Annotated in this window: 21 protein-coding genes, 1 pseudogene and 1 riboswitch; of the genes and pseudogenes, 9 read left to right on the top strand and 13 right to left on the bottom strand. The window is 71.5% G+C overall.

What is annotated here, in order from left to right:
* Positions 1-323: 323 nt before the first annotated feature.
* From ACFYT4_RS11470 to ACFYT4_RS11455, 4 genes are all read right to left on the bottom strand, one after another.
* The gene (locus tag ACFYT4_RS11470) at positions 324-914 is read right to left on the bottom strand and encodes a hypothetical protein (RefSeq protein ID WP_389267331.1); all 591 of its coding nucleotides are present in this window, start codon (positions 912-914) and stop codon (positions 324-326) included.
* A 364-nt stretch (positions 915-1,278) separates the two neighbouring features.
* Positions 1,279-1,497 carry a DUF397 domain-containing protein gene (locus ACFYT4_RS11465; protein ID WP_389267330.1) on the bottom strand — a complete coding sequence of 73 codons (219 nt, stop codon included), beginning with the start codon at positions 1,495-1,497 and terminating at the stop codon, positions 1,279-1,281.
* Positions 1,498-1,593: 96 nt separating this feature from the next.
* Positions 1,594-1,812 carry a DUF397 domain-containing protein gene (locus ACFYT4_RS11460; RefSeq protein WP_389267329.1) on the bottom strand — a complete coding sequence of 73 codons (219 nt, stop codon included), beginning with the start codon at positions 1,810-1,812 and terminating at the stop codon, positions 1,594-1,596.
* Complete coding sequence (locus ACFYT4_RS11455) at positions 1,809-2,636, bottom strand: Scr1 family TA system antitoxin-like transcriptional regulator (protein ID WP_389267328.1); 828 nt, start codon at positions 2,634-2,636, stop codon at positions 1,809-1,811. The genes ACFYT4_RS11460 and ACFYT4_RS11455 overlap by 4 nt, the downstream gene beginning before the upstream one ends.
* 151 nt (positions 2,637-2,787) lie before the next feature.
* On the opposite strand from ACFYT4_RS11455, the gene ACFYT4_RS11450 reads away from it, so the two are divergent.
* From ACFYT4_RS11450 to ACFYT4_RS11440, 3 genes are read left to right on the top strand one after another with little or no spacing between them, the layout of a single operon-like run.
* A complete protein-coding gene (locus tag ACFYT4_RS11450) occupies positions 2,788-2,973 on the top strand; it encodes a hypothetical protein (protein WP_389267327.1) in 186 nt (61 codons plus the stop codon).
* On the top strand, positions 2,970-3,236 hold the full coding sequence (locus ACFYT4_RS11445) for a hypothetical protein (RefSeq protein ID WP_389267326.1): 267 nt from the start codon (positions 2,970-2,972) through the stop codon (positions 3,234-3,236). The genes ACFYT4_RS11450 and ACFYT4_RS11445 overlap by 4 nt, the downstream gene beginning before the upstream one ends.
* Positions 3,214-3,672 carry a hypothetical protein gene (locus ACFYT4_RS11440; protein WP_389267325.1) on the top strand — a complete coding sequence of 153 codons (459 nt, stop codon included), beginning with the start codon at positions 3,214-3,216 and terminating at the stop codon, positions 3,670-3,672. The genes ACFYT4_RS11445 and ACFYT4_RS11440 overlap by 23 nt, the downstream gene beginning before the upstream one ends.
* 145 nt (positions 3,673-3,817) lie before the next feature.
* Here the strand turns inward: ACFYT4_RS11440 and ACFYT4_RS11435 are convergent, their stop codons facing one another.
* Entirely contained in the window at positions 3,818-3,931 is a 114-nt protein-coding gene (locus ACFYT4_RS11435) for a hypothetical protein (RefSeq protein ID WP_389267373.1), read from the bottom strand.
* Between the two features lie 182 nt (positions 3,932-4,113).
* On the opposite strand from ACFYT4_RS11435, the gene ACFYT4_RS11430 reads away from it, so the two are divergent.
* Positions 4,114-4,650, top strand: a complete 537-nt coding sequence (locus ACFYT4_RS11430; RefSeq protein ID WP_389267324.1) for a VOC family protein — start codon at positions 4,114-4,116, stop codon at positions 4,648-4,650.
* Between the two features lie 252 nt (positions 4,651-4,902).
* Here ACFYT4_RS11430 and ACFYT4_RS11425 read toward each other — a convergent pair.
* Positions 4,903-5,241, bottom strand: a pseudogene (locus tag ACFYT4_RS11425) (SDR family NAD(P)-dependent oxidoreductase); the annotation flags it as partial.
* Positions 5,242-5,713: 472 nt separating this feature from the next.
* Between ACFYT4_RS11425 and ACFYT4_RS11420 the strand changes: the two are divergent.
* Complete coding sequence (locus tag ACFYT4_RS11420) at positions 5,714-8,035, top strand: chitinase C-terminal domain-containing protein (RefSeq protein ID WP_389267323.1); 2,322 nt, start codon at positions 5,714-5,716, stop codon at positions 8,033-8,035.
* A gap of 684 nt (positions 8,036-8,719) precedes the next feature.
* Here the strand turns inward: ACFYT4_RS11420 and ACFYT4_RS11415 are convergent.
* Both ACFYT4_RS11415 and rocD read right to left on the bottom strand, forming a co-directional pair.
* The gene (locus ACFYT4_RS11415; RefSeq protein WP_389267372.1) at positions 8,720-9,706 is read right to left on the bottom strand and encodes a hypothetical protein; all 987 of its coding nucleotides are present in this window, start codon (positions 9,704-9,706) and stop codon (positions 8,720-8,722) included.
* 470 nt (positions 9,707-10,176) lie between these two features.
* Positions 10,177-11,382: an ornithine--oxo-acid transaminase gene (gene rocD / locus ACFYT4_RS11410; protein ID WP_389267322.1), complete on the bottom strand. Its 1,206-nt coding sequence runs from the start codon at positions 11,380-11,382 to the stop codon at positions 10,177-10,179.
* A gap of 135 nt (positions 11,383-11,517) precedes the next feature.
* Positions 11,518-11,608: riboswitch (ZMP/ZTP riboswitch) on the top strand.
* A 96-nt stretch (positions 11,609-11,704) separates the two neighbouring features.
* Here rocD and glyA point away from each other — a divergent pair.
* Positions 11,705-12,973 carry a serine hydroxymethyltransferase gene (gene glyA, locus ACFYT4_RS11405; RefSeq protein WP_389267321.1) on the top strand — a complete coding sequence of 423 codons (1,269 nt, stop codon included), beginning with the start codon at positions 11,705-11,707 and terminating at the stop codon, positions 12,971-12,973.
* 646 nt (positions 12,974-13,619) lie between these two features.
* Here the strand turns inward: glyA and ACFYT4_RS11400 are convergent.
* From ACFYT4_RS11400 to ACFYT4_RS11390, 3 genes are all read right to left on the bottom strand, one after another.
* Positions 13,620-14,366, bottom strand: a complete 747-nt coding sequence (locus tag ACFYT4_RS11400) for a hypothetical protein (RefSeq protein WP_389267320.1) — start codon at positions 14,364-14,366, stop codon at positions 13,620-13,622.
* 170 nt (positions 14,367-14,536) lie between these two features.
* Positions 14,537-15,448, bottom strand: coding sequence for a hypothetical protein (locus tag ACFYT4_RS11395; protein ID WP_389267319.1), 912 nt, complete (start codon positions 15,446-15,448; stop codon positions 14,537-14,539).
* Positions 15,441-16,073 carry an RNA polymerase sigma factor gene (locus ACFYT4_RS11390; RefSeq protein WP_389267318.1) on the bottom strand — a complete coding sequence of 211 codons (633 nt, stop codon included), beginning with the start codon at positions 16,071-16,073 and terminating at the stop codon, positions 15,441-15,443. Before ACFYT4_RS11390 ends, ACFYT4_RS11395 begins: the two co-directional genes overlap by 8 nt.
* Before the next feature lie 28 nt (positions 16,074-16,101).
* On the opposite strand from ACFYT4_RS11390, the gene trpS reads away from it, so the two are divergent.
* The 3 genes from trpS to ACFYT4_RS11375 all read left to right on the top strand — a co-directional run bounded on the left by trpS (position 16,102) and on the right by ACFYT4_RS11375 (position 18,796).
* On the top strand, positions 16,102-17,115 hold the full coding sequence (trpS, locus tag ACFYT4_RS11385; protein WP_389267317.1) for a tryptophan--tRNA ligase: 1,014 nt from the start codon (positions 16,102-16,104) through the stop codon (positions 17,113-17,115).
* 381 nt (positions 17,116-17,496) lie between these two features.
* Complete coding sequence (locus tag ACFYT4_RS11380; protein WP_389267316.1) at positions 17,497-18,084, top strand: 2'-5' RNA ligase family protein; 588 nt, start codon at positions 17,497-17,499, stop codon at positions 18,082-18,084.
* A 76-nt stretch (positions 18,085-18,160) separates the two neighbouring features.
* Complete coding sequence (locus ACFYT4_RS11375; RefSeq protein ID WP_389267315.1) at positions 18,161-18,796, top strand: hypothetical protein; 636 nt, start codon at positions 18,161-18,163, stop codon at positions 18,794-18,796.
* Positions 18,797-18,829: 33 nt separating this feature from the next.
* Here the strand turns inward: ACFYT4_RS11375 and ACFYT4_RS11370 are convergent, their stop codons facing one another.
* Together ACFYT4_RS11370 and ACFYT4_RS11365 are read right to left on the bottom strand one after the other, a co-directional pair.
* Positions 18,830-19,585 carry a decaprenylphospho-beta-D-erythro-pentofuranosid-2-ulose 2-reductase gene (locus ACFYT4_RS11370; protein WP_389267314.1) on the bottom strand — a complete coding sequence of 252 codons (756 nt, stop codon included), beginning with the start codon at positions 19,583-19,585 and terminating at the stop codon, positions 18,830-18,832.
* 162 nt (positions 19,586-19,747) lie between these two features.
* Positions 19,748-21,133 (bottom strand): FAD-binding protein, encoded by a 1,386-nt coding sequence (locus ACFYT4_RS11365; protein ID WP_389267312.1) that lies wholly within the window; start codon positions 21,131-21,133, stop codon positions 19,748-19,750.
* Positions 21,134-21,323: the final 190 nt, after the last annotated feature.

The following is a 21,323-nucleotide window of genomic DNA, read 5'->3' as shown; positions in this document are numbered from 1 at the left end:
GCCGTTTTTGCGGACCCTCATATTCCGGCCGGTGGTACCCCCATTGCGCCATGCGCAACCCGGGGGCCCGTCTTCCCGTGGAGGTCCTCGGCCTCTTTCGGGTGGTGTATGCAAGCGCATGGAGTCGATTCATGGTGCGCGCGCACCACGAACGGCCGGAAAGAGCGCCCGCATGACACCCCATGACCCCTGCGACCGATCCGGCCTCAGCCCTGAGAGCGGCGCCGCGGGGCCCGGCCCGGGGGTGGCGGCAGGTGCCGACCGTCACCGGTGCGGACCGGTGCGGACCGGTGCGTACGGTCTCGGTGGCTGTGGGACAGTCCTCAGTCCATGGAGATCGTGCGCAGGGGCTCACCGGTCCCGGGGCGGAGGTCGACCAGGTGGACCCGCGCCTCCTCGGCCTCGCCGGTGACCAGGCGTATCCGGTCGGGCCCCTCCCACGACGCCTCGGCCAGCGCATTGCCGCCGACGTCACCGTTGAAATAGCCCACCTGCCAGCGGCGTTTGGTGAGCCCGGAACCCTCGTCGACATAGACCCACCACAACGGGTCGATCAGCGCGGCGCCCTCCTCCACCACGAGACGCCGGTCGGAGCGGCCGGGCGCCGCTTCGTCGGTCGTCACCTCGTTCCCGGAAGAGGCGAAGAGGGCGAGCGGTACGGCGACGAGGGCGACGGCGCCGGCCGCGACCGCCGAGAGGACCCGGACGACGACGTTCCGAAGGCCGATGAACACGGCGGCCGTCAAGGCCGCCAGGACCGACAAGCCGAACAGCAGGGGATGGTGGAGGACCCGAGCCACCACGAGCAGTCCGCCCGACCGGCTGGACCACCAGCCGACCGCCTCGGCCACCACCAGGACTCCCGAGGCCGCCACCAGCCCCCACGCGAGCCTCCGACGACGCCGGACCGTCATCTCCGCCATGCTCAGCCCCCAGCCGTATCCGGAGGGGCGGCGCCCCCCCTGCCCGAGAACCTTAGATCGCGGCAAGCACTCCGCACGTCCTGTGCACCGGAGTTCCGGTGGGCCGCGGCGTTCGCGTCCGCCGGTGAAAGGGGCGGCCGGAGGACCGGATCGCGGCGGTCGCCGCCCATGCTTCAGGCGGCGGCGAGGGTGTCGTGACGCGGGTTCTCCCTCGTGGAGGAGGACCGGACGGAGCCCGAGACCGCGCTGCGTGATCGGCTTGCCCTCGAAGTCGCATGCGACAGGGGAGTGGACACCCGGGGCGAATGAGCCCCGCCGCCCTTGAAGGGGTTTCCGGCGGGGCACAGGGTGTTGGTTACCCGCGCGTGGCGGTGCGGGCGTAGGCGATCAGGCCCGCCCAGACCTGGGGGGAGAGGGTGAGCGTGGGGCCGGTCGCCATCTTGCTGTCCCGTACGGGAACAACACCGTGCGTCCGCGCGTAATCCGGCGCCCACTCGACGCAGTTGCCCCCTCCATTGCCGCTGTACGTGGACGTGATCCATTCCGTGCCAGGGAAGTTCGGCTCAGTACTCATGACGGTAGTTCCTCCCTTACCGACCGGATGAACGTCGGGCCCCGCCGCTCCGGGGCGTGGAGTCGGCGGGGCGTCTCTCGGGACCAGAGGGGAAGATCAGACGGCGAATTCGTCTGCCTTGACGGCCGAGATGAAACCGTGCCAGCCGTCGACGGAGAAGACGAGCGCCGGGCCCTCGGGGTCCTTGCTGTCCCGGACCGGGACAGCACCGGATATGGCGAACGCGGGCGCGTGTTCAACGCAGCCGCCCCCGTTGCCGTTGCTGTACGAGGACTTGACCCACGTCGCGCGGGTGAGGTCCAGGTTCGTTCTCATGCGGGCAATGCCTCCATCGTGGATCGGATGAGGGCCGTGGTTTCTCGGGGCGACAGCGCAGAGGCCCTCATCAGCTCGTAGGCGCGCTCTCGTGCGCCCACCTTTTCAGGGTCTTCGAACAGAGTCCCCGTGGCAATGCTCTCTTCGTAGGCCACGGCGCTTCTGTTCTCCAACGTCAGGAGCGTCAACGTGCCTCCTAGAAGGCTGTGTTCCCCGTGTTCGAACGGGAGAACCTGGATCATGGTGGTGGGGCTGTCCACGAGGGGGAGCAGGGCCGCGAGCTGGGCCCGCATCACCGCCGGTCCGCCGACCGGCCGCCTGAGCACCGCCTCGTCCAGAATGGCCGAGTAGTGCGGCGGGCGCGCGCCCCGCAGCAGGTCCTGCCTGCTGAGCCTGGCGGTGACGAGATCCTGGATCGTGTCCGGAGAAGCCTCGGGCATGTGTGCCCGGAACAGCGCGCGGGCGTAGTCCTCGGTCTGCAGGAGACCCGGCACGACGTGGCCCAGATACTCGGCGATCACCCGGGCGCGGGCTTCGAGTTCCATGCGGCGCCGATATTGATCCGGATGGATCTCCTTCCGCGCCAAGCTGTACAGCTTTTCGAACAGGTCCGTCCCGAACGCCGCGTCCAGCTTCGCCGGAAGGTCCGGCGGGATCATCGATTCCGCCGTCTCGAAGCGGGCGAGGGAACTCTTGCTGTACTTCAGGACGTCGGCCAGCCGCTCCAGGCTCATGCCCGCCGCCGTGCGTAACCGGCGCATCTCCGAGCCGAACAGGTCCCTCGCCGAGCGGTCCGGTGTCAATTCGCGCGAACGTGCGACCACGATGCCTCCCTGATTGTTTCCCGTGACGCGGGCCGGGACATGAAGTACTCCCGGTCCCGCGCTGCCGCACGCAACGATATGGCCCGGCACGGCAATTGAGGATGCGAACGGGAAATCGGATGGCGATGCGAAGGGCGACGGCAAGGGAATCATGACCGATCAGGAAATGCCCACCGGGCGGTCGGATGCCGACGAGACGGGTGAGCCGGCCGCGCTGTTACGGCGCGGGGGATTCCGGCGGCTCGCTCCGGAATGGGTGCCGCGCGGCGGATACGCGGAAGGGACGCCGGAGATTCCGGCGGCGGTCGCGGGCGGGCAGCGGAGGCACCTGACGTGAACGAGGAATCCGCGCGGGAGCATCCGTACGAACCGGAGCCCGGGGACGTGGTCCGGGACGCGGCCACCCGCAAGGTGGGGCGGGTCATGGACCGGGTGGGGGCGCGGGTGCAGCTCAGACCGCTCAACGGCGGGCGGGAGTGGGACGCGCTGCCCGGGGACCTGCGGCCGGCCGCCCAGTCGGACGCGATGAGCGAAGCCGTGGCCGACGCGAACGCACTGAGCCGGCGGGGGAGGTGCGATGAGCGGTCGCCCGAATGGTGAACGGCACATCTGCGCCGCGACCGCGAACCTGCCGCTGCGCACCATGGTGCTCGTCCTGGACATCGTCCCCGACGAGGACGTTCATCCGATGGAAATCGTCACCGGACTCCGGTGCGGTCTCGAAGCGCACACGAGCGGGCCGCATGGTGATCTCGTACGCGAACTGAACGACGCGAGCAGGGGCGAGGTGTGGGTCCTGTGGGAGTGCGGAAGAGAGCCTGATGTCGTGGCCGTGCTGCCGGACTGCCCGGCGGTCAATACGCTGCCCGGCGCGGAAGTGGACGCCTGCACATTGTTCGATTCGCATCCGGGAGGGCATTGTTTCGAGTTCTCGGATCCGGAGTACGACGCGATTCGCGCCAGCCCCGCGTACGACCGGCTCCAGGCCGAATGGGACGAGCGCCTTTCCGTATCGCGACGGGACGACGGCGAATAGGCCCGCCGCCCGCACTATGTCACCGCCCCCGATGAGGAGCGGACGGAGTGACACCCCCGGCACTCCGCGCTCCGTCCCCGCTTCGGGGTGCGGGAAACCCGTCCGGCTGCCGTCCCCGGAGAACAAGGGCAGCCGGACGGGTCCTTCACACGGCGACGCGTGCCCCAATCCGGGCCCGTGCCCCAATCCGGGCCCGTGCCCCAATCCGGGCCCGTGCCCCAATCCGGGCCCGTGCCCCAATCCGGGCCCGTGCCCCAATCCGGGCCCGCGCCTAACCCGGCCCGCGCAGCAGGCCACCCCCGCCGGAACCCGGCCCCCGTCGGGCGGGACAGCCCCCTGAGAGGTGAACCCGGCCACGACGTCGGTTGCGTCGTCGGGTAAGGGCGAGATTCACGGACCCGGCTTGACCTTCACGTTGCGTAAAACTGGACGGTGGGGTGCATGAGCGACTACTACAACGCGTTTGAGACGAGTCCCGTGCCCGCTCCCGGCCCGGATGCGGTTCCGCCGGAGCCGTTCCGCGGCATCTATGGGATGCCCGCGTTCGCGACGATCCCCACGAGCGATCTGGCGGCATCGGTGGACTTCTGGATTCGCGGGCTCGGGTTCTTCGAACTGTTCAGCATCCCCGGCAGGCTTGTGCATCTGCGCCGGTGGGCGTTCCAGGACGTACTCCTCGTCCCGGCGGCGAGCGCTCCGGAGCAGACGCCGGCGATGAGCCTCAGTTTCGCGTGCGTGCTGAGCCAGGTCGATTCACTTGTCGAGGCCTGTCGTGCCGTGCGCCCGAACTCGGTCGACGGTCCACGGGACACTCCCTGGAACACCCGCGATGTGGAGGTGATCACCCCCGAGAACGCACGGATCGTTTTCACTGCGGCGAAGCCCTTTGATCCGGACAGTCAGCAGGCGCGGAACCTGGAAGCCGTCGGGATCACCCCACCGGGCGTCGGTCGCGGCGACCATGAGGAGCATGCCTGATGCCACTGGACTCGGCTGAGGAGGCGGGTCGGAGTCTGCCGGTCCCCGTAGGCCGCTTCGGAGAGTCCGTCCGCCACGAAGCCGTCCTCGCCTCCCGCCCCTGACCGGAGCCCCCGCCAGCCGCTCAGGCGCCGTACCCCTCCGGCGGCGGTACCGCGTGTTCCGCCGCGCGGCTGGTCTCCTCCCAGGACGCCCAGGTCTCCCTGCGCCTGCGGGTGGTGTCGACGGCCAGGTCTCCAGCTGGGCGCGGGCCTGTTCTTCGGTGAACTCCTCGATCATGCCCATGGCGAGGTAGCCGGCGTTGTTGACCACGATGTCGAGCCGGCCGAAGTGGCGTACGGCCTCGTCGACCGTGGCGCGGACGGCGGCGCGATCGGTGACGTCGAGCGGAAGGACGAGCAGCCGCTCGCCGTACTCCTCGGCCGGCGGGTCCAGCGCGGAGGTCGTACGGGCCACGGCCGCCACGCTGTCCCCGGCGGCGAGCGCGGCCTCGGCGAAGGCCCGCCCCAGTCCCCGGCTCGCTCCGGTGATGAACCACACGCGGCCGGGGGACGGGGTCCGGGCGGGCGCGGGCGCGGGGGACTCGGTCATCGAGAGGGCTCCCGGTTGTCTTGGGCGAGACGCTTCGTCTCGACTCATGGGAATCACTGGAGGTCGCGCGGGATCGGCACGCAAGACGGTTCGTATCGTCTCGGATTTGCGATGCCTCGATGGGTTCATGAGAAAAAACAGGGGATCCGGGCCCTTCCGGCTCATGGACTCGTGAAGGTCCTCTCACCAGAGGTTTCGCGGGTGCGACCCCGTTTTCGGGGTCCCGATCGGCCTCCCGCCTCGGAGGGGGCGGAATCGGCCACTCGATCAGGACATGAGAAAACGCATCGGTAAGGTCCAGACCTATTGACTGACTGGTCTAGTCCTCTTAATGTCTGCGACACCTCTGCGGATCCGGCCCCGGGACATACGCACACCCGGTGTCAACGCGCCCACCCCCCATGCAAGTTGTGCGAGGCAGAACACCCTGCGCCCCGGTGGGCGCGGGACCCCCCACCTGGAGGATCCGAACGTGCTGTCCCCCAAGAAAACGAGAGTGATGCTGTTCGCCGCCGGCGCCGCCGCCGTCGGTGGACTGCTGGCAGGGACGCTCACGTCAGGCGTGTCGCAGGCCGCGTCGCAGGAGGCCTGTCGCCCCGATGGGCTGTACACGACACCGGGCGTCGATGTGCCGTACTGCTCGGTCTACGACACCGACGGCCGCGAGAAGATGGGCGCGGACCACCAGCGCCGCATCATCGGTTACTTCGCCAACTGGCGCACCGGCAAGGACGGCAGGCCCGCCTACCTCGCCAACAACATCCCGTGGGACAAGATCACCCACATCAACTACGCGTTCGCCGGCATCGACTCGGCCAACAAGATCAGCGTGGGCGCCGACGGTCCGGACAACGCCAACACCGGGATGACCTGGCCGGGCGTCGCCGGAGCCGAGATGGACCCGGCCCTCCCCTACAAGGGCCACTTCAACCTGCTGTCGAAGTTCAAGAAGCTGCACCCGAACGTCAAGACGCTGATCTCCGTCGGCGGCTGGGCGGACAGCGGCGGCTTCTACAAGACGGCCACCAACGCCGACGGTTCGGTGAACCAGGCCGGTATCGACACCTTCGCCGACTCGGCCGTCGAGTTCATCAAGAAGTACGGCTTCAACGGCGTCGACGTCGACTACGAGTACCCGACGTCGATGAAGGACGCGGGCAACCCGGTCGACTGGCCCGTCGCCAACGCCCGCCGCGCCGGGCTCGTCAAGGGCTACGCCGCCCTGATGAAGACCCTGCGCGAGAAGCTCGACCGCGCGAGCGCCACCGACGGCAAGCACTACCTGCTGACCGTGGCCGCGCCCTCGTCGGGTTATCTGCTGCGCGGCATGGAGACGTTCCAGGTCCAGAAGTACCTGGACTACGTCAACATCATGTCGTACGACCTGCACGGCACCTGGAACGAGCACGTCGGTCCCAACGCCGCCCTCTACGACGACGGCAAGGACTCGGAGCTGGCCGCCGCAGGCGTCTACACGACCTCCCAGTACGGCGGCATCGGCTACCTGAACACCGACTGGGCGTACCACTACTTCCGCGGCTCGATGCCGGCCGGCCGTATCAACGCCGGTCTGCCGTACTACACGCGCGGCTGGAAGAACGTGCAGGGCGGCACCGACGGACTGTGGGGCAAGGCGGCGGCGACCACCTGCCCGCCCGGATCGGGTCTCACCAAGTGCGGTGACGGAGCCGTCGGCATCGACAACGTCTGGCACGACAAGGACACCAACGGCCAGGAGGCCCCGGCGGGCTTCAACCCTATGTGGCACGCCAAGAACCTGGAAAAGGGTGTCGTCGGCGACTATGTCACCAAGTTCGGGCTGCCTGCCGACACCCAGCTGACCGGCACGTACGTACGCAAGTACGACTCCACGCTCGTCGCGCCGTGGCTCTGGAACGCGCAGAAGAAGGTCTTCATCTCCACCGAGGACGAGCAGTCCATCGGGGCCAAGGCCGACTACGTCGTCAACAACGGCCTCGGCGGCACCATGATCTGGGAGCTGGCGGGTGACTACCAGTACAACACCGCCAAGGGCCAGTACGAGCCCGGGGACACCCTGACCACGCTGATGTACAACAAGTACAAGGCGGCTGCCCCGTACGGCGCGAAGAAGTCGAGCATCACGCTGCCGACCGAGGCGATCAACGTCGACTTCGACTTCGGCCAGTTCCCCCTGGGTGACTCGAACTACCCGATCAGCCCCAAGCTGAAGATCACCAACAACACCAAGGCGACGCTGCCCGGCGGCACGGAGTTCCAGTTCGACTACGCGACCTCCGCGCCCGCCAACGCCAAGGACCAGTCGGGCTTCGGCGCGACGATCGTCCGCAGCGACCACACCGGCAACAACGTGGGTGGTCTGAAGGGCGACTTCAACCGCGTCTCCCTGAAGCTGCCGGGCTGGCAGACGCTGGCTCCGGGAGCCTCGGTCGAGCTGGACTTCGTCTACTACCTGCCGACCTCGACCCCGTCGAACTGGACGGTCACCTTCGGCGGCAAGACGTACGCCGTGGCCAGTGATCTGACGCGCGGCGCGACCGTCGTCGAGCCGGGCGGCACCACCGGCGGTACGACCACGGGCACTACCACGGGCACCACCAGCGGCACGACGGGCACCACCGGCACCACCGGTGGCACCTGCACCGCGGCCCCCTGGAACGCGGGCACCGAGTACGGCAGCGGCACCACCGTGTCCCACAAGGGCCACAGCTGGAAGTCCAAGTGGTGGACGAAGGGCGAGGAGCCCGGAACCACCGGTGAATGGGGTGTGTGGCAGGACCTGGGTGCCTGCTGACGTCTGATACCTGACACCGGGTACTTCCCCTGACAACCCGGCGGCGCAGTCCCTGACCCTGCGCCGCCGGGTTCTTCCATGCCCGGGGGCCGTCCCGGCCGGGGCCGCACCACCGCCCACCGCGGGCGCCGACCGGAGCCGGGGCGGGCCGGTCGATTTCCGGGACGGGATGACGGACGGGACGACGGGCGGGACGACGGGCGGGACGACGGGCGCGCCGGCCGATTTCCGGGGCGGGGCGACCTGCGCGGCACTACGCGGTCGACCAGCGGGGCGGTCCGGGCGGGTGGCCGCGTGGTGCGCAGCCCCGGGCGCCCCACGGGCGTCGGCCCGGGCGCGTGCCGGGCCGGTCCGCCGTACGGGGACTCCCGCGCCGACTCCTCGCACAGGCACCGTCGATGCCGGGTCCTTTCGCGCCTCTCGGCTGGTGCCCCGCGGCTCTGGCCATCTCGTCGAAGTCCGGCCTGCCCGGCCTGCCTGGCCTGCGCTGCGTGCCTGGCCTGCCCGGCCTGCCCTGCGTGCCCGGCCTGGTCTCCGGGCGGACGACGGCAGTGTGACGACACTCCCCGGTCAGCCCTGGGGGTACGCGCCGAGGTGGGGGGCGTGCTCGGGGAGCCGGTCGCCGTTGCCGTGGCTGTCGGGAGTCATACGGACGAACCTGTCGCCTGGCCGGATCTGCCCCGGTCAGCGGCTCGGGTTCGTTCCGGAGGGCGGCGGGGCGGGGGGTTCGCCGGCCGGCCGGTGGGCGGCGCGCGTGTCGGGTGCCTTCGCCTGCCTGCTGTCCTTCGCCTGCCTGTTGTCGTTCGCGTGCCCGCTGTCCTTCGGGTGTTCCCTGTCCTTCGGGGCGGACGCCCCGGCGGGCGGTTCGCCGAAGCGTGCCAGGGCCAGCGCACCCGCGACCGCCACCACGAAGCCCGTGATCGCCAGCCACTCCAGTCCCTCACGGGTACGGTCGCCCAGCCAGACCACCCCCACCAGCGCCGGGCCGATCGTCTCGCCGATCACCAGGCCCGCCGTCGCCACCGTCACCGAGCCCCGCTGGAGCGCCGAGGTGAGCAGGAGGAAGGCCGCGCCTCCGCCGAGCAGCAGCGCGTACAGCGCCGGGTTGCCGAACACCGCCGGTACCGCGAGCGAGTCGATCAGCCGGACCGAGACCTCCACGACGCCGAAGCCCGCGCCCGCGCCGAGGCCGAGGACCAGGGCGCGGGGCCTGTCCGGAAGGTGGCCCCCGAGCGCGCCGACCACGAGGACGGCCAGGGCGATGCCCAGCATGGACCAGCGCAGTGCGGGCGGGCCGGTGCCGGAGCCCTCCGTACCGGACGCCAGCCCGAGCATCGCCAGCCCGGCGCAGACCACCCCGACCGCACCCCACTCCCTGCCGCTGAGCCGGACGCGCAGGACCCGGGAGGCGACCACGGCGGTGACCGCGAGACTGGCGGCGAGGGCCGCGCCCACGGCGTAGATGGGGATGGAGCGCAGGGCGAGGATCTGGAGGACGAAGCCGAGCCCGTCGAGCGCGAGCCCCACGAGGTAGCGCCACTGCCGCAGGGCGCGCAGCAGCAGCGCCGCGTCGACGCCCGAGCCGGTGCCGGGTTCGGCGGCGCGGGCGGCGGCTGCTTGGAGAACGGAGGCGGTGCCGTAGCAGACCGCCGAAGCCAACGCGCACATCATCCCAAAGAGCACAAACTGACTGTAGATCAGAATGCTTGCCCGACCGTCCGAAGAAGCCCGCCCGGAACCCGACCGTCCGAAGAAGCCCGCCCGGAACCCGACCGGTCGAAGGGGCCCGAACGGCTGCCCGACCGGTCGAAGGGACCGACCCTTCCGAAGGGCCCGACCGGTCGAACAGGTGGGTTCCGGGGCGGCGCGCTTCGGTCCGGCCGCGGACCGGGGGTTCCCCGCTGCTCGCCGTCAACCACGGAGGGTGCGAGGCGGGCCGTCACGGGCGGGGGCCGGGTTACGGCTACGGGGCGGGGCCAGGTGGGCAATGGCGGGCGCGGGTCGGGGGCCCGGGGGTGACGGCTACAGCGCGGCGGACTGCGGGGCGAGGGCCCGGGGGCGAGGGATACGGGGGGTGACGGTCGCGGGGCGGGGCCCGGCGCGGGGTGGCCGGCCCGCGACCGTGAAGACCTCGGCGGAGGTCAGTCCGTCAGGACCGCCCGCAGCTGGTCCAGGCCCCAGTCGAGGTCCTCCTTGCTGATCACCAGCGGCGGGGCGATCCGGATCGTCGAACCGTGGGTGTCCTTGACCAGCACACCGCGGTCCATCAACTGCTCCGAGATCTCCCGGCCGGTGCCGCGCGAGGGCGCGATGTCCACGCCCGCCCACAGCCCGCGTCCGCGCACCGCCTCCACCGCGCCGGTGCCGGTCAGCAGGCCCAGCTCGTGGTGGAGGTGCTCGCCCAGTTCGGCCGCGCGCTGCTGGTACTCCCCGGTCCGCAGCATCGCGATCACCTCCAGGGCCACCGCGCAGGCCAGCGGATTGCCGCCGAAGGTCGATCCGTGCTCGCCGGGCCGGTGCACACCCAGCACCGCGTTGGAGGAGACGACCGCCGACACCGGTACGACACCGCCGCCCAGGGCCTTGCCGAGGACGTACATGTCCGGCACGACGTCCTCGTGCTCACAGGCGAACGTCTTTCCCGTGCGCCCCAGCCCCGACTGGATCTCGTCCGCGATGAACAGCACATTCCGGTCGCGGGTGAGCCGGCGGACCCCCGGGAGATACCCCGGCGGCGGCACCAGCACCCCGGCCTCGCCCTGGATCGGCTCCAGCAGCACCGCCACGGTGTTCTCCGTGAGCGCCGCCTCCATCGCGGTGAGGTCCCCGTACGGAACGATCTCGAACCCCGGGGTGTACGGCCCGAAGTCCGCCCGCGCCTCCGGATCCGTGGAGAAGCTGATGACCGTCGTGGTCCGGCCGTGGAAGTTGTTCGCGGCGACGACGATCTTCGCCATGTTGTCCGGGACGCCCTTGACGCGGTAGCCCCACTTGCGGGCGGTCTTCACCGCGGTCTCCACCGCCTCCGCCCCGGTGTTCATCGGCAGCACCATCTCCATGCCGCACAACTGCGCGAGCTGGGCGCAGAAGTCGGCGAACCGGTCGTGGTAGAAGGCCCGCGAGGTGAGCGTGACTCTCTCCAGCTGCGCCTTGGCCGCGTCGATCAGCCTGCGGTTGCCATGGCCGAAATTGAGTGCCGAGTACCCGGCGAGCATGTCGAGATAGCGGCGGCCCTCGACATCGGTCATCCAGGCGCCGTCGGCCGAGGCGACGACTATGGGGAGCGGGTGGTAGTTGTGCGCGCTGTGGGCCTCCGCGGCGGCGATGGCACTCTCCGAAGCAGACACGGGATCTCCGTTCAGGTGTGACAGGCGTCCGGTGGGGCAAGTCGTCCGGCTGGGACGGCCCCCTGCCCCTGTTCCTATCGTCACTCGCGGCGGGTATGAGGAAACCTTCCTGTCTCCGCGAGCACTAAAGTTGACCGTACGCGCGGCGACTGGCGTACGGGGAAGTAACCCCGAGGGAGCCGTGCGTGCAGGAGCACACGAGGTGCCGCCCGCCTGGGTACCCCGGCGACCCCACCCCCGGGTGGGCGCGCCCGGGTCCGCCGCCGGACGGTGACCTGGGCAGCCCTTCCGGGGAACCGTCTCAGTGAGCTCGGAGGACACCATGACCCTTCCCCTGCCCCACCCCGCACTCTCCACGGCGGATCCGGAACTGGCCGCGCTCGTCGGCGCCGAGGAACAGCTCCAGGCCGCGACCCTGCGTCTGATCCCCAGCGAGAACTATGTCTCCAGCGCGGTGCTGGAAGCCTCCGGTACCGTGCTCCAGAACAAGTACAGCGAGGGGTACGCGGGCCGCCGCTACTACGAGGGCCAGCAGATCATCGACCAGGTCGAACGCCTCGCCGTCGCCCGCGCCCGCGCCGTTTTCGGCGTCGACCACGCCAACGTCCAGCCCTACTCCGGCTCCCCGGCCAACCTCGCCGTCTATCTCGCCTTCGCCGAGCCCGGCGACACCGTGATGGGCATGGCCCTGCCGATGGGCGGCCACCTCACCCACGGCTGGGGCGTCTCGGCCACCGGCAAGTGGTTCCGGGGCGTCCAGTACGGCGTACGCCAGGACACCGGGCTCATCGACTTCGACGAGGTCCGTGAACTCGCCCTGAAGGAGCGACCGAAGATCATCTTCTGTGGGGGCACGGCGCTGCCCCGCACCATCGACTTCGCCGCGTTCGGGGAGATCGCCCGGGAGGCCGGCGCGGTCCTGGTCGCCGACATCGCCCATATCGCCGGGCTGATCGCGGGCGGCGCCCACCCCTCTCCGGTACCGCACGCCGATGTGATCTCCACGACCACCCACAAGACCCTGCGCGGCCCGCGCGGCGCGATCCTGATGTCCCGCGAGGAGCACGCCAAGGCCATCGACAAGGCGGTTTTCCCCGGCCTCCAGGGCGGTCCGCACAACCAGACCACGGCGGCCATCGCGGTCGCCCTCCACGAGGCGTCCCAGCCCTCCTTCCGGACCTATGCCCACGCGGTCGTCGCCAACGCCGCCGCCCTTGCCGAGGCGCTGCTCGCCCGTGGCTTCGACCTGGTGTCGGGCGGCACGGACAACCATCTGATCCTGATGGACCTCACCCCCAAGGACGTGCCCGGCAAGGTGGCGGCGAAGGCCCTCGACCGGGCCGGGATCGTCGTCAACTACAACACCGTGCCCTACGACCCGAGGAAGCCCTTCGACCCGTCCGGCATCCGCATCGGCACCCCCTCCCTCACCTCGCGTGGTCTCGGTACGGAACACATGGCCGCCGTCGCCGACTGGATCGACCGGAGCGTGAACGCGGCGGGCTCCGGCGACGAGGACGCGCTCGCCGCCATCCGCGCCGAGGTCGCCGAGCTGATGTCCGCGTATCCCGCGCCGGGGCTCTCCGCATAGCCGGTGTCCCGGTGTCCCGGTGTCCCGGTGTCCCGGTGTCCCGGTGTCCCGGTGTCCCGGTGTGGATCATCGCGCCGAGCGGCTCGATCAGCGCCCACCGCACATCCGTCAGCGGCACAACCCGGACCGGCGATCGGATGATCCGGGCGGGAACGGTCCCAGCCGGTGGCCGGGTCCGTACCCGCGCGGATGACGTCCCGGGCGACCTCGACCGCCTCCGCCCCGGACACCAGGGGCTACGGCGCCCGTGTTCCCGCGCGGGCCATGGGTCACGCTGGTGGTCTCCCCGATCATCGCCGTGCTCGCGGTGGTCATGCTCCCGGTCCCCGCCGCCGGTCCGTGGCCCCGCGCCCCGGCCTCCCGGCCCCGGAGCCCTGGCCCCGCTCTGGCCTCGGGCCGAGTCGGGCCCGGGCGTCTCAGCCCGGGTCCCGGCCCGGGGGCCCGGTCCTGGTCCGAGCCGTGGTCCCGGCCCGGTTCAGGTCCGAGCCGACGTCTCACCCCGGGTTCCGGTCCCGGCCCCGTCCCGGTCCGACCCGTGGTCCCGGTCCGACCCGTGGTCCCGGTCCGACCCGTGGTCCCGGGCCTGGCCGTGGACCGGGGCTGAGACGCCCGGCCCCGGGCGCGGTCCGTGGCCGGAGTCGGGCGGTCAGCCGTCCAGGAGCTGTCCGCGGGGCTCCTTGCCCCGGCGGCCGCCGGGCCTCCTGAAAGACGGGCGCGGGAGCCGGGAGAGCAGGGGGCGCAGGAGGACGGTCAGCACCGCCCCCGTGACCAGGCCCGGTATCGCCCACCACCAGTTGGCCGTCGCGTCCGAGGACGCGGCGGCCGTCCTGGTGGCCGGGACGGGGTCGTCGGCCCCGGCCCGCTTCCCCTCCTCCGCCCCGGGCGGCTCGAAGGTGGGCGCCACCGGGGTCACCCCGCCCTCGCCGGTCGCGGTCTTCTCGGCCGAGATCCCCAGGGAGCGGAGCAGCGCGGTCAGGGCGCGCGGGTCCTCGGCCCGGTGCCAGGCGCCCGGCTCGGACCAGGCGTCCGCGCCCGTCTCCGTCACCGTCGAGTGGATCCACACCACGCGGGGGTCGGAGCCGAGATAGACGCGATCCCAGCGCCAGGGCTGCGCGTCATGGACCATCCAGGTCACATTGATCTGGCCGAGCCGGCCGTTCAGATCCGGTCCGGTCGGCGGCTTCGCCCCGCCCTGGGGCTGGTCGAAGCCGCCGCCCAGCTGGTCCTGAAGGGTCGTGTACTTCCTGTCGTCGGCATACAGCGAGGCCGTCTCACCGGTCGACGGAGACACCAGCAGCACACTCGTCGGTCCACCCGCCACCGCGCTCGGCGCGAACGCGAGGCCGAGCACCAGCGCCGCCGCCAGCGCGGCAAGTCGTCGCAGCAGTCGCATACTTCCCCCTGTCGATAGATCGGTCACCCGATGCGCCGGTACGGTCCCTCCGTACCGCGTCACCTCTGATACACCGCCCACCGCGATCCCGTTCCCACTCCGCGCCCACCGATTTCAGGGCGGGGCCACGGAGACCCGGCGCGGCGCGGACGACCGGCCGGAGCGGTGCCTCACGGGGTCGATTCGGCGACTTCCCGGGCGTCGGGCAGCGCGTCGACGCCCTCCAGACGGAGCGTGGTGCGTTCGTCGGAGGTGAGCCACAGCAGGGTGGGGCCCGCGGTCCGTCCGGACTCCGTCCAGGTGCCGGTCCGGTCGTCGAGCAGCGCGAAACGGAGGAGGTGGGGGCTGCGGAACCACAGGCCCGTGCCTCCGGCCATGGAGACCCAATCGGGGCGGTGAGCGCTCAGCTTGGCGACGCCGAAGTCCAGCCGCGCCGGGAACTGGTCCAGCCGGACCGTCCGGTCGGGGCCGCCCCAGCACAGGGTCAGCATCGCGCGGTCACCCGGCCTCTCCGCGACCGAGACCGCGTCCGGAGGGCCGAGCTTCTCCGGGACCAGCGCGCGGAAGCCCGCCCGGCGCTCGGCCTCCGCCAGGGTGACCGGCGCCGGGCAGCCGGGGACGGGAGCGCCCGGAGCCGGGGTCGCGGACGGGTCGTACCGCACCTCGACACCGCCGAAGTCGAACCAGTCCACCACCGCCGCCCGCACCGGGGGAGTGAGCGCCAGCACCACCAGCACCCCGGACAGGAGCATCGTCAGGGCGCGCCATCTCCGGCGCGCCCAGCCGCGCAGCCGCTCGGCGCGACCGGGAGGCGGCACCGGAACCGCATCGGCGAGGAGCTGGGCGAGCACGCGCTCCGCCATCGTCTCGCCGTCGACATCCGGGACCTTCATCCCGCGCCCGATCGCCCGCAGCTCCTCGGCCAGGGTGTCGGGGGCCGGTGTCTCGCGGTCCCGCCCGCTGCCCCCGTCCCTGCCCCTGCCCCCGTCCCTGCCCCTGCCCCCGTCCCTGCCCCTGCTCCCGTCCCCGTTCCTGCTCCTGCCCCCGTCTCCACCGGCGGCGGCGCCGAAGTCCTCACTCATGCTCCTCACCTCCCGTCGCCCCTATCGACCGCCCCAGTTTCGCCAGCGCCCTGCTCAGCCGGGACTTCACCGTCCCCCTCGGCCAGCCCAGCGCCTCCGCCGTCTCCGCCTCGTCCATCTCCAGCAGATAGCGGTAGGCCACGACCTGGCGCTGCTCCTCGCTCAGCTCGTCCAGTGCCGCTATCAGCTGCTCCCGCCGCTCCTCCCGGACGGCGGCCACCGCCGGATCCGCCGATTCCGGTATCAGCGGCTCCGGGCCGAGCAGCAGTGCCTCCCGGCCCGCCAGCGCTCTCAGCCTCCCGGCCGAGCGCACGGTGTTCCTCGTCTCATTGACCACGATCCGCAGCAGCCAGGGCCGGAATTCGGCGCCCTCCCGGAACCGGCCCAGGGCCTGATACGCCTTGAGGAACGCGCTCTGCACCACGTCCTCCGCGTCCGCCCCCGCGCCGAACGCGACCGCCGCCTTCAGCGCGACCTGCGTATGGGCGCGCACCAGCTCCGCGTACGCCTCCGGCTCTCCGGCGCGCACCCGAGCGATCACAGCCTGCTCGTCGACGACGCTGCGGCCCCCCTCCAGGGTCCCCTCCCGCGTGCTCACACCTTTGATACACCGGCGGCCGGACATCGGTTCCACACCTGAGAGAATGAGAACCATGGCCGCACTCCGACCCCGCGCTCTGTCCGGTATCCAGCCCACCGCAGGCTCGTTCCACCTCGGGAACTACCTCGGAGCGATCCGTCAGTACGTGGCGCTGCAAGAGACCCACGACGCCTTCTACATGGTCGTCGACCTGCACGCGATCACCGTTCCGCAGGACCCCGCCGAGCTGCGCGCCAACACCCGGCTCGCCGCCGCCCAGCTCCTCGCGGCCGGGCTGGACCCCGATCGCTGCACCCTGTTCATCCAGAGCCATGTGCCCGAGCACGCGCAGCTCGGCTGGATCATGAACTGCCTCACCGGCTTCGGCGAGGCGTCCCGGATGACGCAGTTCAAGGACAAGTCGGCCAGGCAGGGCGCCGACCGGGCCACGGTCGGGCTGTTCACCTACCCGATCCTCCAGGTCGCGGACATCCTGCTGTACCAGGCGGACGCCGTCCCGGTGGGCGAGGACCAGCGCCAGCACATCGAGCTGACCCGCGATCTCGCGGAGCGCTTCAACACCCGCTTCGGCGAGACCTTCACCCTCCCGGCGCCGTACATCGTCAAGGAGGTCGCGAAGATCTACGACCTCCAGGACCCGACGAGCAAGATGAGCAAGTCGGCGTCCACCCCCAAGGGCCTGATCAATCTGCTCGACGAGCCCCGGGCGACCGCGAAGAAGGTCAAGAGCGCGGTCACCGACACCGACACGGTGATCCGCTTCGACCCCGTCGAGAAGCCCGGTGTCAGCAATCTGCTCACCATCTACTCCACCCTCACCGGCCGGACGGTCGCCGAGCTGGAGAAGGAGTACGAGGGCAGGATGTACGGCGCGCTGAAGACGGACCTCGCCGAGGTGATGGTGGAGTTCGTCACGCCGTTCCGCAGCCGTACGCAGGCGTACCTCGACGACCCCGAGACGCTGGACTCGATCCTCGCCAAGGGCGCGGAGAAGGCGCGTTCCGTGGCCGCGGAGACGCTCGCCACGGCGTTCGACAGAGTCGGATTCCTGCCCGCCAAGCACTGAATCCAGCCACCCGGCCCCCCGCGACACCCACCGGTCCGGACCCTGAAGCGTGCGGGGATTCAGGGTCCGGCACCGGCCTGAGCTGCGGCGGAGCACCTAGCAGGGCCGGATGGTCGCGGGCCAGTGTGTCCAACGCCTCTGGCCACATCCGTCGTCCAGCCGCCACACTGGCGGCTGGACGACGGACAGGACGACCAGAGAGCACGAGCACGCACGACCCGAGAGCCCGCCCGAGGGCTCGACCGGCGGACAGCCGGCGAACACTCGGCGGACCTCGGCGGGCAGCCGCGCGGCCCACGCGCGGCGGACCGTACGACAGATCGCACGACAGACCGAACAGCAGCCCGGCAGGACAGCCGCGAGACGACTGAGGAGAACGACGTGGGGACCGTAACGCTCGGCGTTTCGATCGCGGTCCCGGAGCCCTACGGCAGCCTGCTCCAGGAGCGGCGCGCGAGCTTCGGGGATCCTGCCGCGCACGGCATTCCCACCCATGTCACCCTCCTTCCGCCCACCCAGGTCGACCCCGGGGCGATGCCCGGGATCGAGGAGCATCTGACCGGGGTGGCCATGGCGGTCAGGCCGTTCCCCATGAGGCTCTGCGGGACCGGAACGTTCCGCCCGGTCTCCCCCGTCGTCTTCGTCCAGGTCGTCGAGGGCGCGGCGGCCTGCTCCCGGCTCCAGCAGCAGGTGCGGGAGCCGTCCGGGCCGCTGGTGCGCGAGCTCCAGTTCTCGTACCACCCGCACGTGACCGTCGCGCACGGCATCGCCGAGGAGGCGATGGACCGGGCGTACGAGGAACTGGCCGCTTTCGAGGCGGCCTGGACCTGCGCCTCGTTCGCGCTGTACGAGCAGGGCCCGGACGGGGTGTGGCGCAAGCTGCACGAGTACGCCTTCGGGGGCGGCATCGGAGGCGTACCGTCGCAGGGCTCCCCGGTCGACGAGCCCGCGGCGGCGCCCTTCACGTAGGACGTGTCCGGCCGGTCGGGCGCGGAGCCCCGGTCGCGCGGCCCTCGGATCCGCGCCCGGTTGTTAGCCTGCGCCGATGGGACTGGACATCACCGTGGTCATGGCCGACTGGGAGCGGCTGGCCCGGATACCGGCGGCCGGGCGCCTGGAGGCGCTGACCGATGCCGTGTACCCGTCCTTCTGCTGTGTCCCGTGCGAGGAGGCCGGCCTCGCGGTGCGGGGCGGCTGGGTATGGCCGCGCCAGTCGTCGTGGTGTGCCGAGTACCGGTTCTTCGGGACCAGCGGTTCGTACGGTTGGCACGTCCATCTGGCCAATGCCTGGGGCGACATGAGGGCAGCGGCCGCGCCCGGCCTGCGGGACGCCCTCGACCGCTTCCTGGGCGGCCTGGTGGGGGACGGTCCGGGCGGCGGCGCGGGGACGGACCCGGATGACGACCCGCCGCCTGCGGGCGGCTTCCCGGACGACCCCGCACCGTGGCGCCCCCGGGTGCTTCTGCTCCGCGCGCCGGACGAGGTGCCGGAGCTCGTCCGCGCCTGGGAACTGGCGGCGCCGCGGCTGGCGGAACTCCGCGAGCCCTTCGACGCCGAGGCCCTCGGCTGGGCGGGCCGCCCCGACACCTTCGACGACGCCGTCGCGCTCATGCGCGAGTGGGGCGAGGTGGTCACGCGGGCCGGGGCACGGGGCTGGGGCCTGATCGGGCTCCCGTACTGATCACGCCCGCCCGCGGCGCCCACCGGGGACGCGTCACACCGGCAGCCTGCGGAACAGCGGGCGCGGGACATGACGCAGCGCCGACATCACCACACGCATCGCACCCGGTACCCACACCGTCTCCGACCTGCGCCGGAGCCCCTGTTCCACGGCGAGGGCGACCGCCTCGGGCGTGGTGGCGAGCGGCGCGTCGGGGAGGCCGGCCGTCATCTTCGTCCGGACGAATCCGGGGCGTACGACCATCACGTGCACGCCCGTTCCGTGCAGCGCGTCCCCGAGTCCCTGGGCGAAGGCGTCGAGACCGGCCTTGCTGGAGCCGTAGATGAAGTTGGTGCGCCGGGCGCGCTCCCCGGCGACCGAGGAGAGCACGACCAGCGAGCCGTGCCCCTGGTTCTGGAGCGAGGCGGCGCATACGAGTCCCGCCGAGACGGCTCCCGTGTAGTTGGTCTGCGCGACCCGGACGGCGGCCGGGGGGTCGCCCTCGTCGTTGGCCTGGTCCCCCAGCAGGCCGAAGGCGAGCAGCACCATGTCGATGTCGCCCTCCGCGAAGACCTTGCCCAGCGACTCCTCGTGGAGGGCGGGGTCCAGCGCGTCGAAGGCGACCGTACGCACGTCGGCGCCGAGCGCGCGCAGCCCCTCGGCCGCGGCTTCGAGGTCGGGGGAGGGGCGGCCCGCGAGCCAGACCGTACGGGTGCGGCGGGCGATCAGCCGGCGGGCGACGGCGAGCCCGATCTCGGATGTGCCACCGAGGACGAGCAGGGACTGCGGGGTGCCGAAGGCGTCCTTCATGACCGGTGACTCCTTGAGAGGTCCTGGGGGAGGGGGAGGTGGGGGTGGAGCGGGGCGTGGGTCTGCCGATGCCTGCCGGGCGGGGTGCGAACGGCCGGGCGGGGTGCGAACGGCCGGGCGGGGTGCGAACGGGCCGGGAGGGTGCGAACGGGCCGGGGTGGCTCAGAGCGCGAGCCGGCGGGAGAGGTCGGAGGTGAAGACCCCCTGGGGGTCGAGCCGGGTCCGCAGCGCGCGGAAGTCGGCGAGCCGGGGGTACATCTCCGCGAGCAGTTCGGGCCGCAGCCGGGAGTCCTTCGCGAGATAGACCCGGCCGCCCGCGCCGGCGACCTCCTCGTCCAGCTCGTCCAGGAACGCGCCCAGGCCGGGAAGGCCGGCGGGGATGTCCAGCGCCAGCGTCCAGCCGGGCATCGGGAAGGACAGCCATCCGGGGTCAGCCGCGCCGAACCGCTTGAGGACCGCGAGGAAGGAGGGGCAGCCGCGGCGCGCGATCCGGCGTACGACCCGGCGCAGCGTCTCCTCCCGGCCGTGGCCGACCACGAACTGGTACTGCACGAAGCCGTCGCGGCCGTAGATCCGGTTCCAGTGCGGGACGCCGTCCAGCGGGTGGAAGAACGTGGAGAGCCGCTGGAGTTCGCCCGTCCGGGAGCGGGGGGCCCTGCGGTACCAGAACTCGTTGAACAGCCCGACCGTGGTACGGGTGAGCAGACCCCCGGGTACGAAGGCGGGCGCGGCGGGCAACTGTCCCGGCCGGAACGTGAGGGGCGCCCGGCGGGCGCGCGCGGGCAGCGCGGCGAGGGGCGCGTGCTCCCCCCGGGTGATGACCGAGCGGCCGAGCGCGCGCCCGCGTGCCAGCAGATCGATCCAGGCGACGGAGTAGCGGTGGCGCTGGTCACCGGCGCTGAGTCTGGCCATCGCGTCGTCGAGGTCGGTGGCCCGTTCCGTGTCCACGGACATCATCGAGGTCTCGACCCGGTGCAGCCGGATGGTCGCCGAGAGGATCACCCCGGTCAGGCCCATGCCGCCCGCGGTCGCGTCGAACAGGTCCGTGCCCGGCAGGACGGTGTGGACGGTGCCGTCCGCGGTCAGCAGCTCCAGTGAGCTGACATGGCGTGAGAAGGAGCCGCTGACGTGGTGGTTCTTGCCGTGGATGTCGGCGCCGATCGCACCGCCGACGGTGACGTGCCGGGTGCCCGGTGTCACGGGCACGAACCAGCCGAGCGGAAGCAGCACTTCCATCAGCCGGTGCAGGCTGACCCCCGCGTCACAGACGACGGTTCCGCCGCTCGCGTCGATGGAGTGGACGCGGTCGAGGGCGGTCATGTCGAGGACCGTGCCGCCCGCGTTCTGCGCCGCGTCCCCGTACGCCCGGCCGAGCCCCCGCGCGATCCCGCCGCGCGCGCCCCACTCCCGTACCGCCGCGGCGGCTTCCTGGTGGGTTCGGGGCCGCATCAGATACGCGACCGTCGGAGCGGTACGCCCCCAGCCGGTGACGGACACGAACGAGTCGTCGAAGTCGGTGGTGGGTGTGGTGCGGGTGTCGGCAGCCATACTCGTGACCGTATCGCCGCTTATGCCCACATTTTTGCAGTGCCTCACGGACTCGCCGAAATGGGTGATTAAACGAGTGTCATCAAAGAAGGACGTGAAAGTCGGCCGATCGCCCAGAAGAGTCACGTCCGGCTCATGAGAAGGGGTGGCGAATGAGATACGTCGACCACGCGCCGTACGCGGCGGCCGA

The organism is Streptomyces sp. NPDC004609, assembly GCF_042873655.1.
In the GTDB taxonomy this organism is placed as follows: domain Bacteria; phylum Actinomycetota; class Actinomycetes; order Streptomycetales; family Streptomycetaceae; genus Streptomyces.
Note: the sequence above shows the minus strand (reverse complement) of the source record. Positions and strands in the feature narration are given on the sequence as shown.

Excerpts from the sequence above, each read along its gene's own strand:
- ACFYT4_RS11365 (WP_389267312.1), bottom strand. The coding sequence starts at position 21,133 with ATGGCTGCCGACACCCGCACCACACCCACCACCGACTTCGACGACTCG.
- glyA (WP_389267321.1), top strand. The coding sequence starts at position 11,705 with ATGACCCTTCCCCTGCCCCACCCCGCACTCTCCACGGCGGATCCGGAA.
- ACFYT4_RS11450 (WP_389267327.1), top strand. The coding sequence starts at position 2,788 with ATGACCGATCAGGAAATGCCCACCGGGCGGTCGGATGCCGACGAGACG.
- ACFYT4_RS11460 (WP_389267329.1), bottom strand. The coding sequence starts at position 1,812 with ATGAGAACGAACCTGGACCTCACCCGCGCGACGTGGGTCAAGTCCTCG.
- ACFYT4_RS11400 (WP_389267320.1), bottom strand. The coding sequence starts at position 14,366 with ATGCGACTGCTGCGACGACTTGCCGCGCTGGCGGCGGCGCTGGTGCTC.
- ACFYT4_RS11415 (WP_389267372.1), bottom strand. The coding sequence starts at position 9,706 with ATGATGTGCGCGTTGGCTTCGGCGGTCTGCTACGGCACCGCCTCCGTT.
- trpS (WP_389267317.1), top strand. The coding sequence starts at position 16,102 with ATGGCCGCACTCCGACCCCGCGCTCTGTCCGGTATCCAGCCCACCGCA.
- ACFYT4_RS11375 (WP_389267315.1), top strand. The coding sequence starts at position 18,161 with ATGGGACTGGACATCACCGTGGTCATGGCCGACTGGGAGCGGCTGGCC.
- ACFYT4_RS11390 (WP_389267318.1), bottom strand. The coding sequence starts at position 16,073 with ATGTCCGGCCGCCGGTGTATCAAAGGTGTGAGCACGCGGGAGGGGACC.
- ACFYT4_RS11370 (WP_389267314.1), bottom strand. The coding sequence starts at position 19,585 with ATGAAGGACGCCTTCGGCACCCCGCAGTCCCTGCTCGTCCTCGGTGGC.
- ACFYT4_RS11440 (WP_389267325.1), top strand. The coding sequence starts at position 3,214 with ATGAGCGGTCGCCCGAATGGTGAACGGCACATCTGCGCCGCGACCGCG.
- ACFYT4_RS11395 (WP_389267319.1), bottom strand. The coding sequence starts at position 15,448 with ATGAGTGAGGACTTCGGCGCCGCCGCCGGTGGAGACGGGGGCAGGAGC.
- ACFYT4_RS11470 (WP_389267331.1), bottom strand. The coding sequence starts at position 914 with ATGACGGTCCGGCGTCGTCGGAGGCTCGCGTGGGGGCTGGTGGCGGCC.
- ACFYT4_RS11465 (WP_389267330.1), bottom strand. The coding sequence starts at position 1,497 with ATGAGTACTGAGCCGAACTTCCCTGGCACGGAATGGATCACGTCCACG.
- ACFYT4_RS11430 (WP_389267324.1), top strand. The coding sequence starts at position 4,114 with ATGAGCGACTACTACAACGCGTTTGAGACGAGTCCCGTGCCCGCTCCC.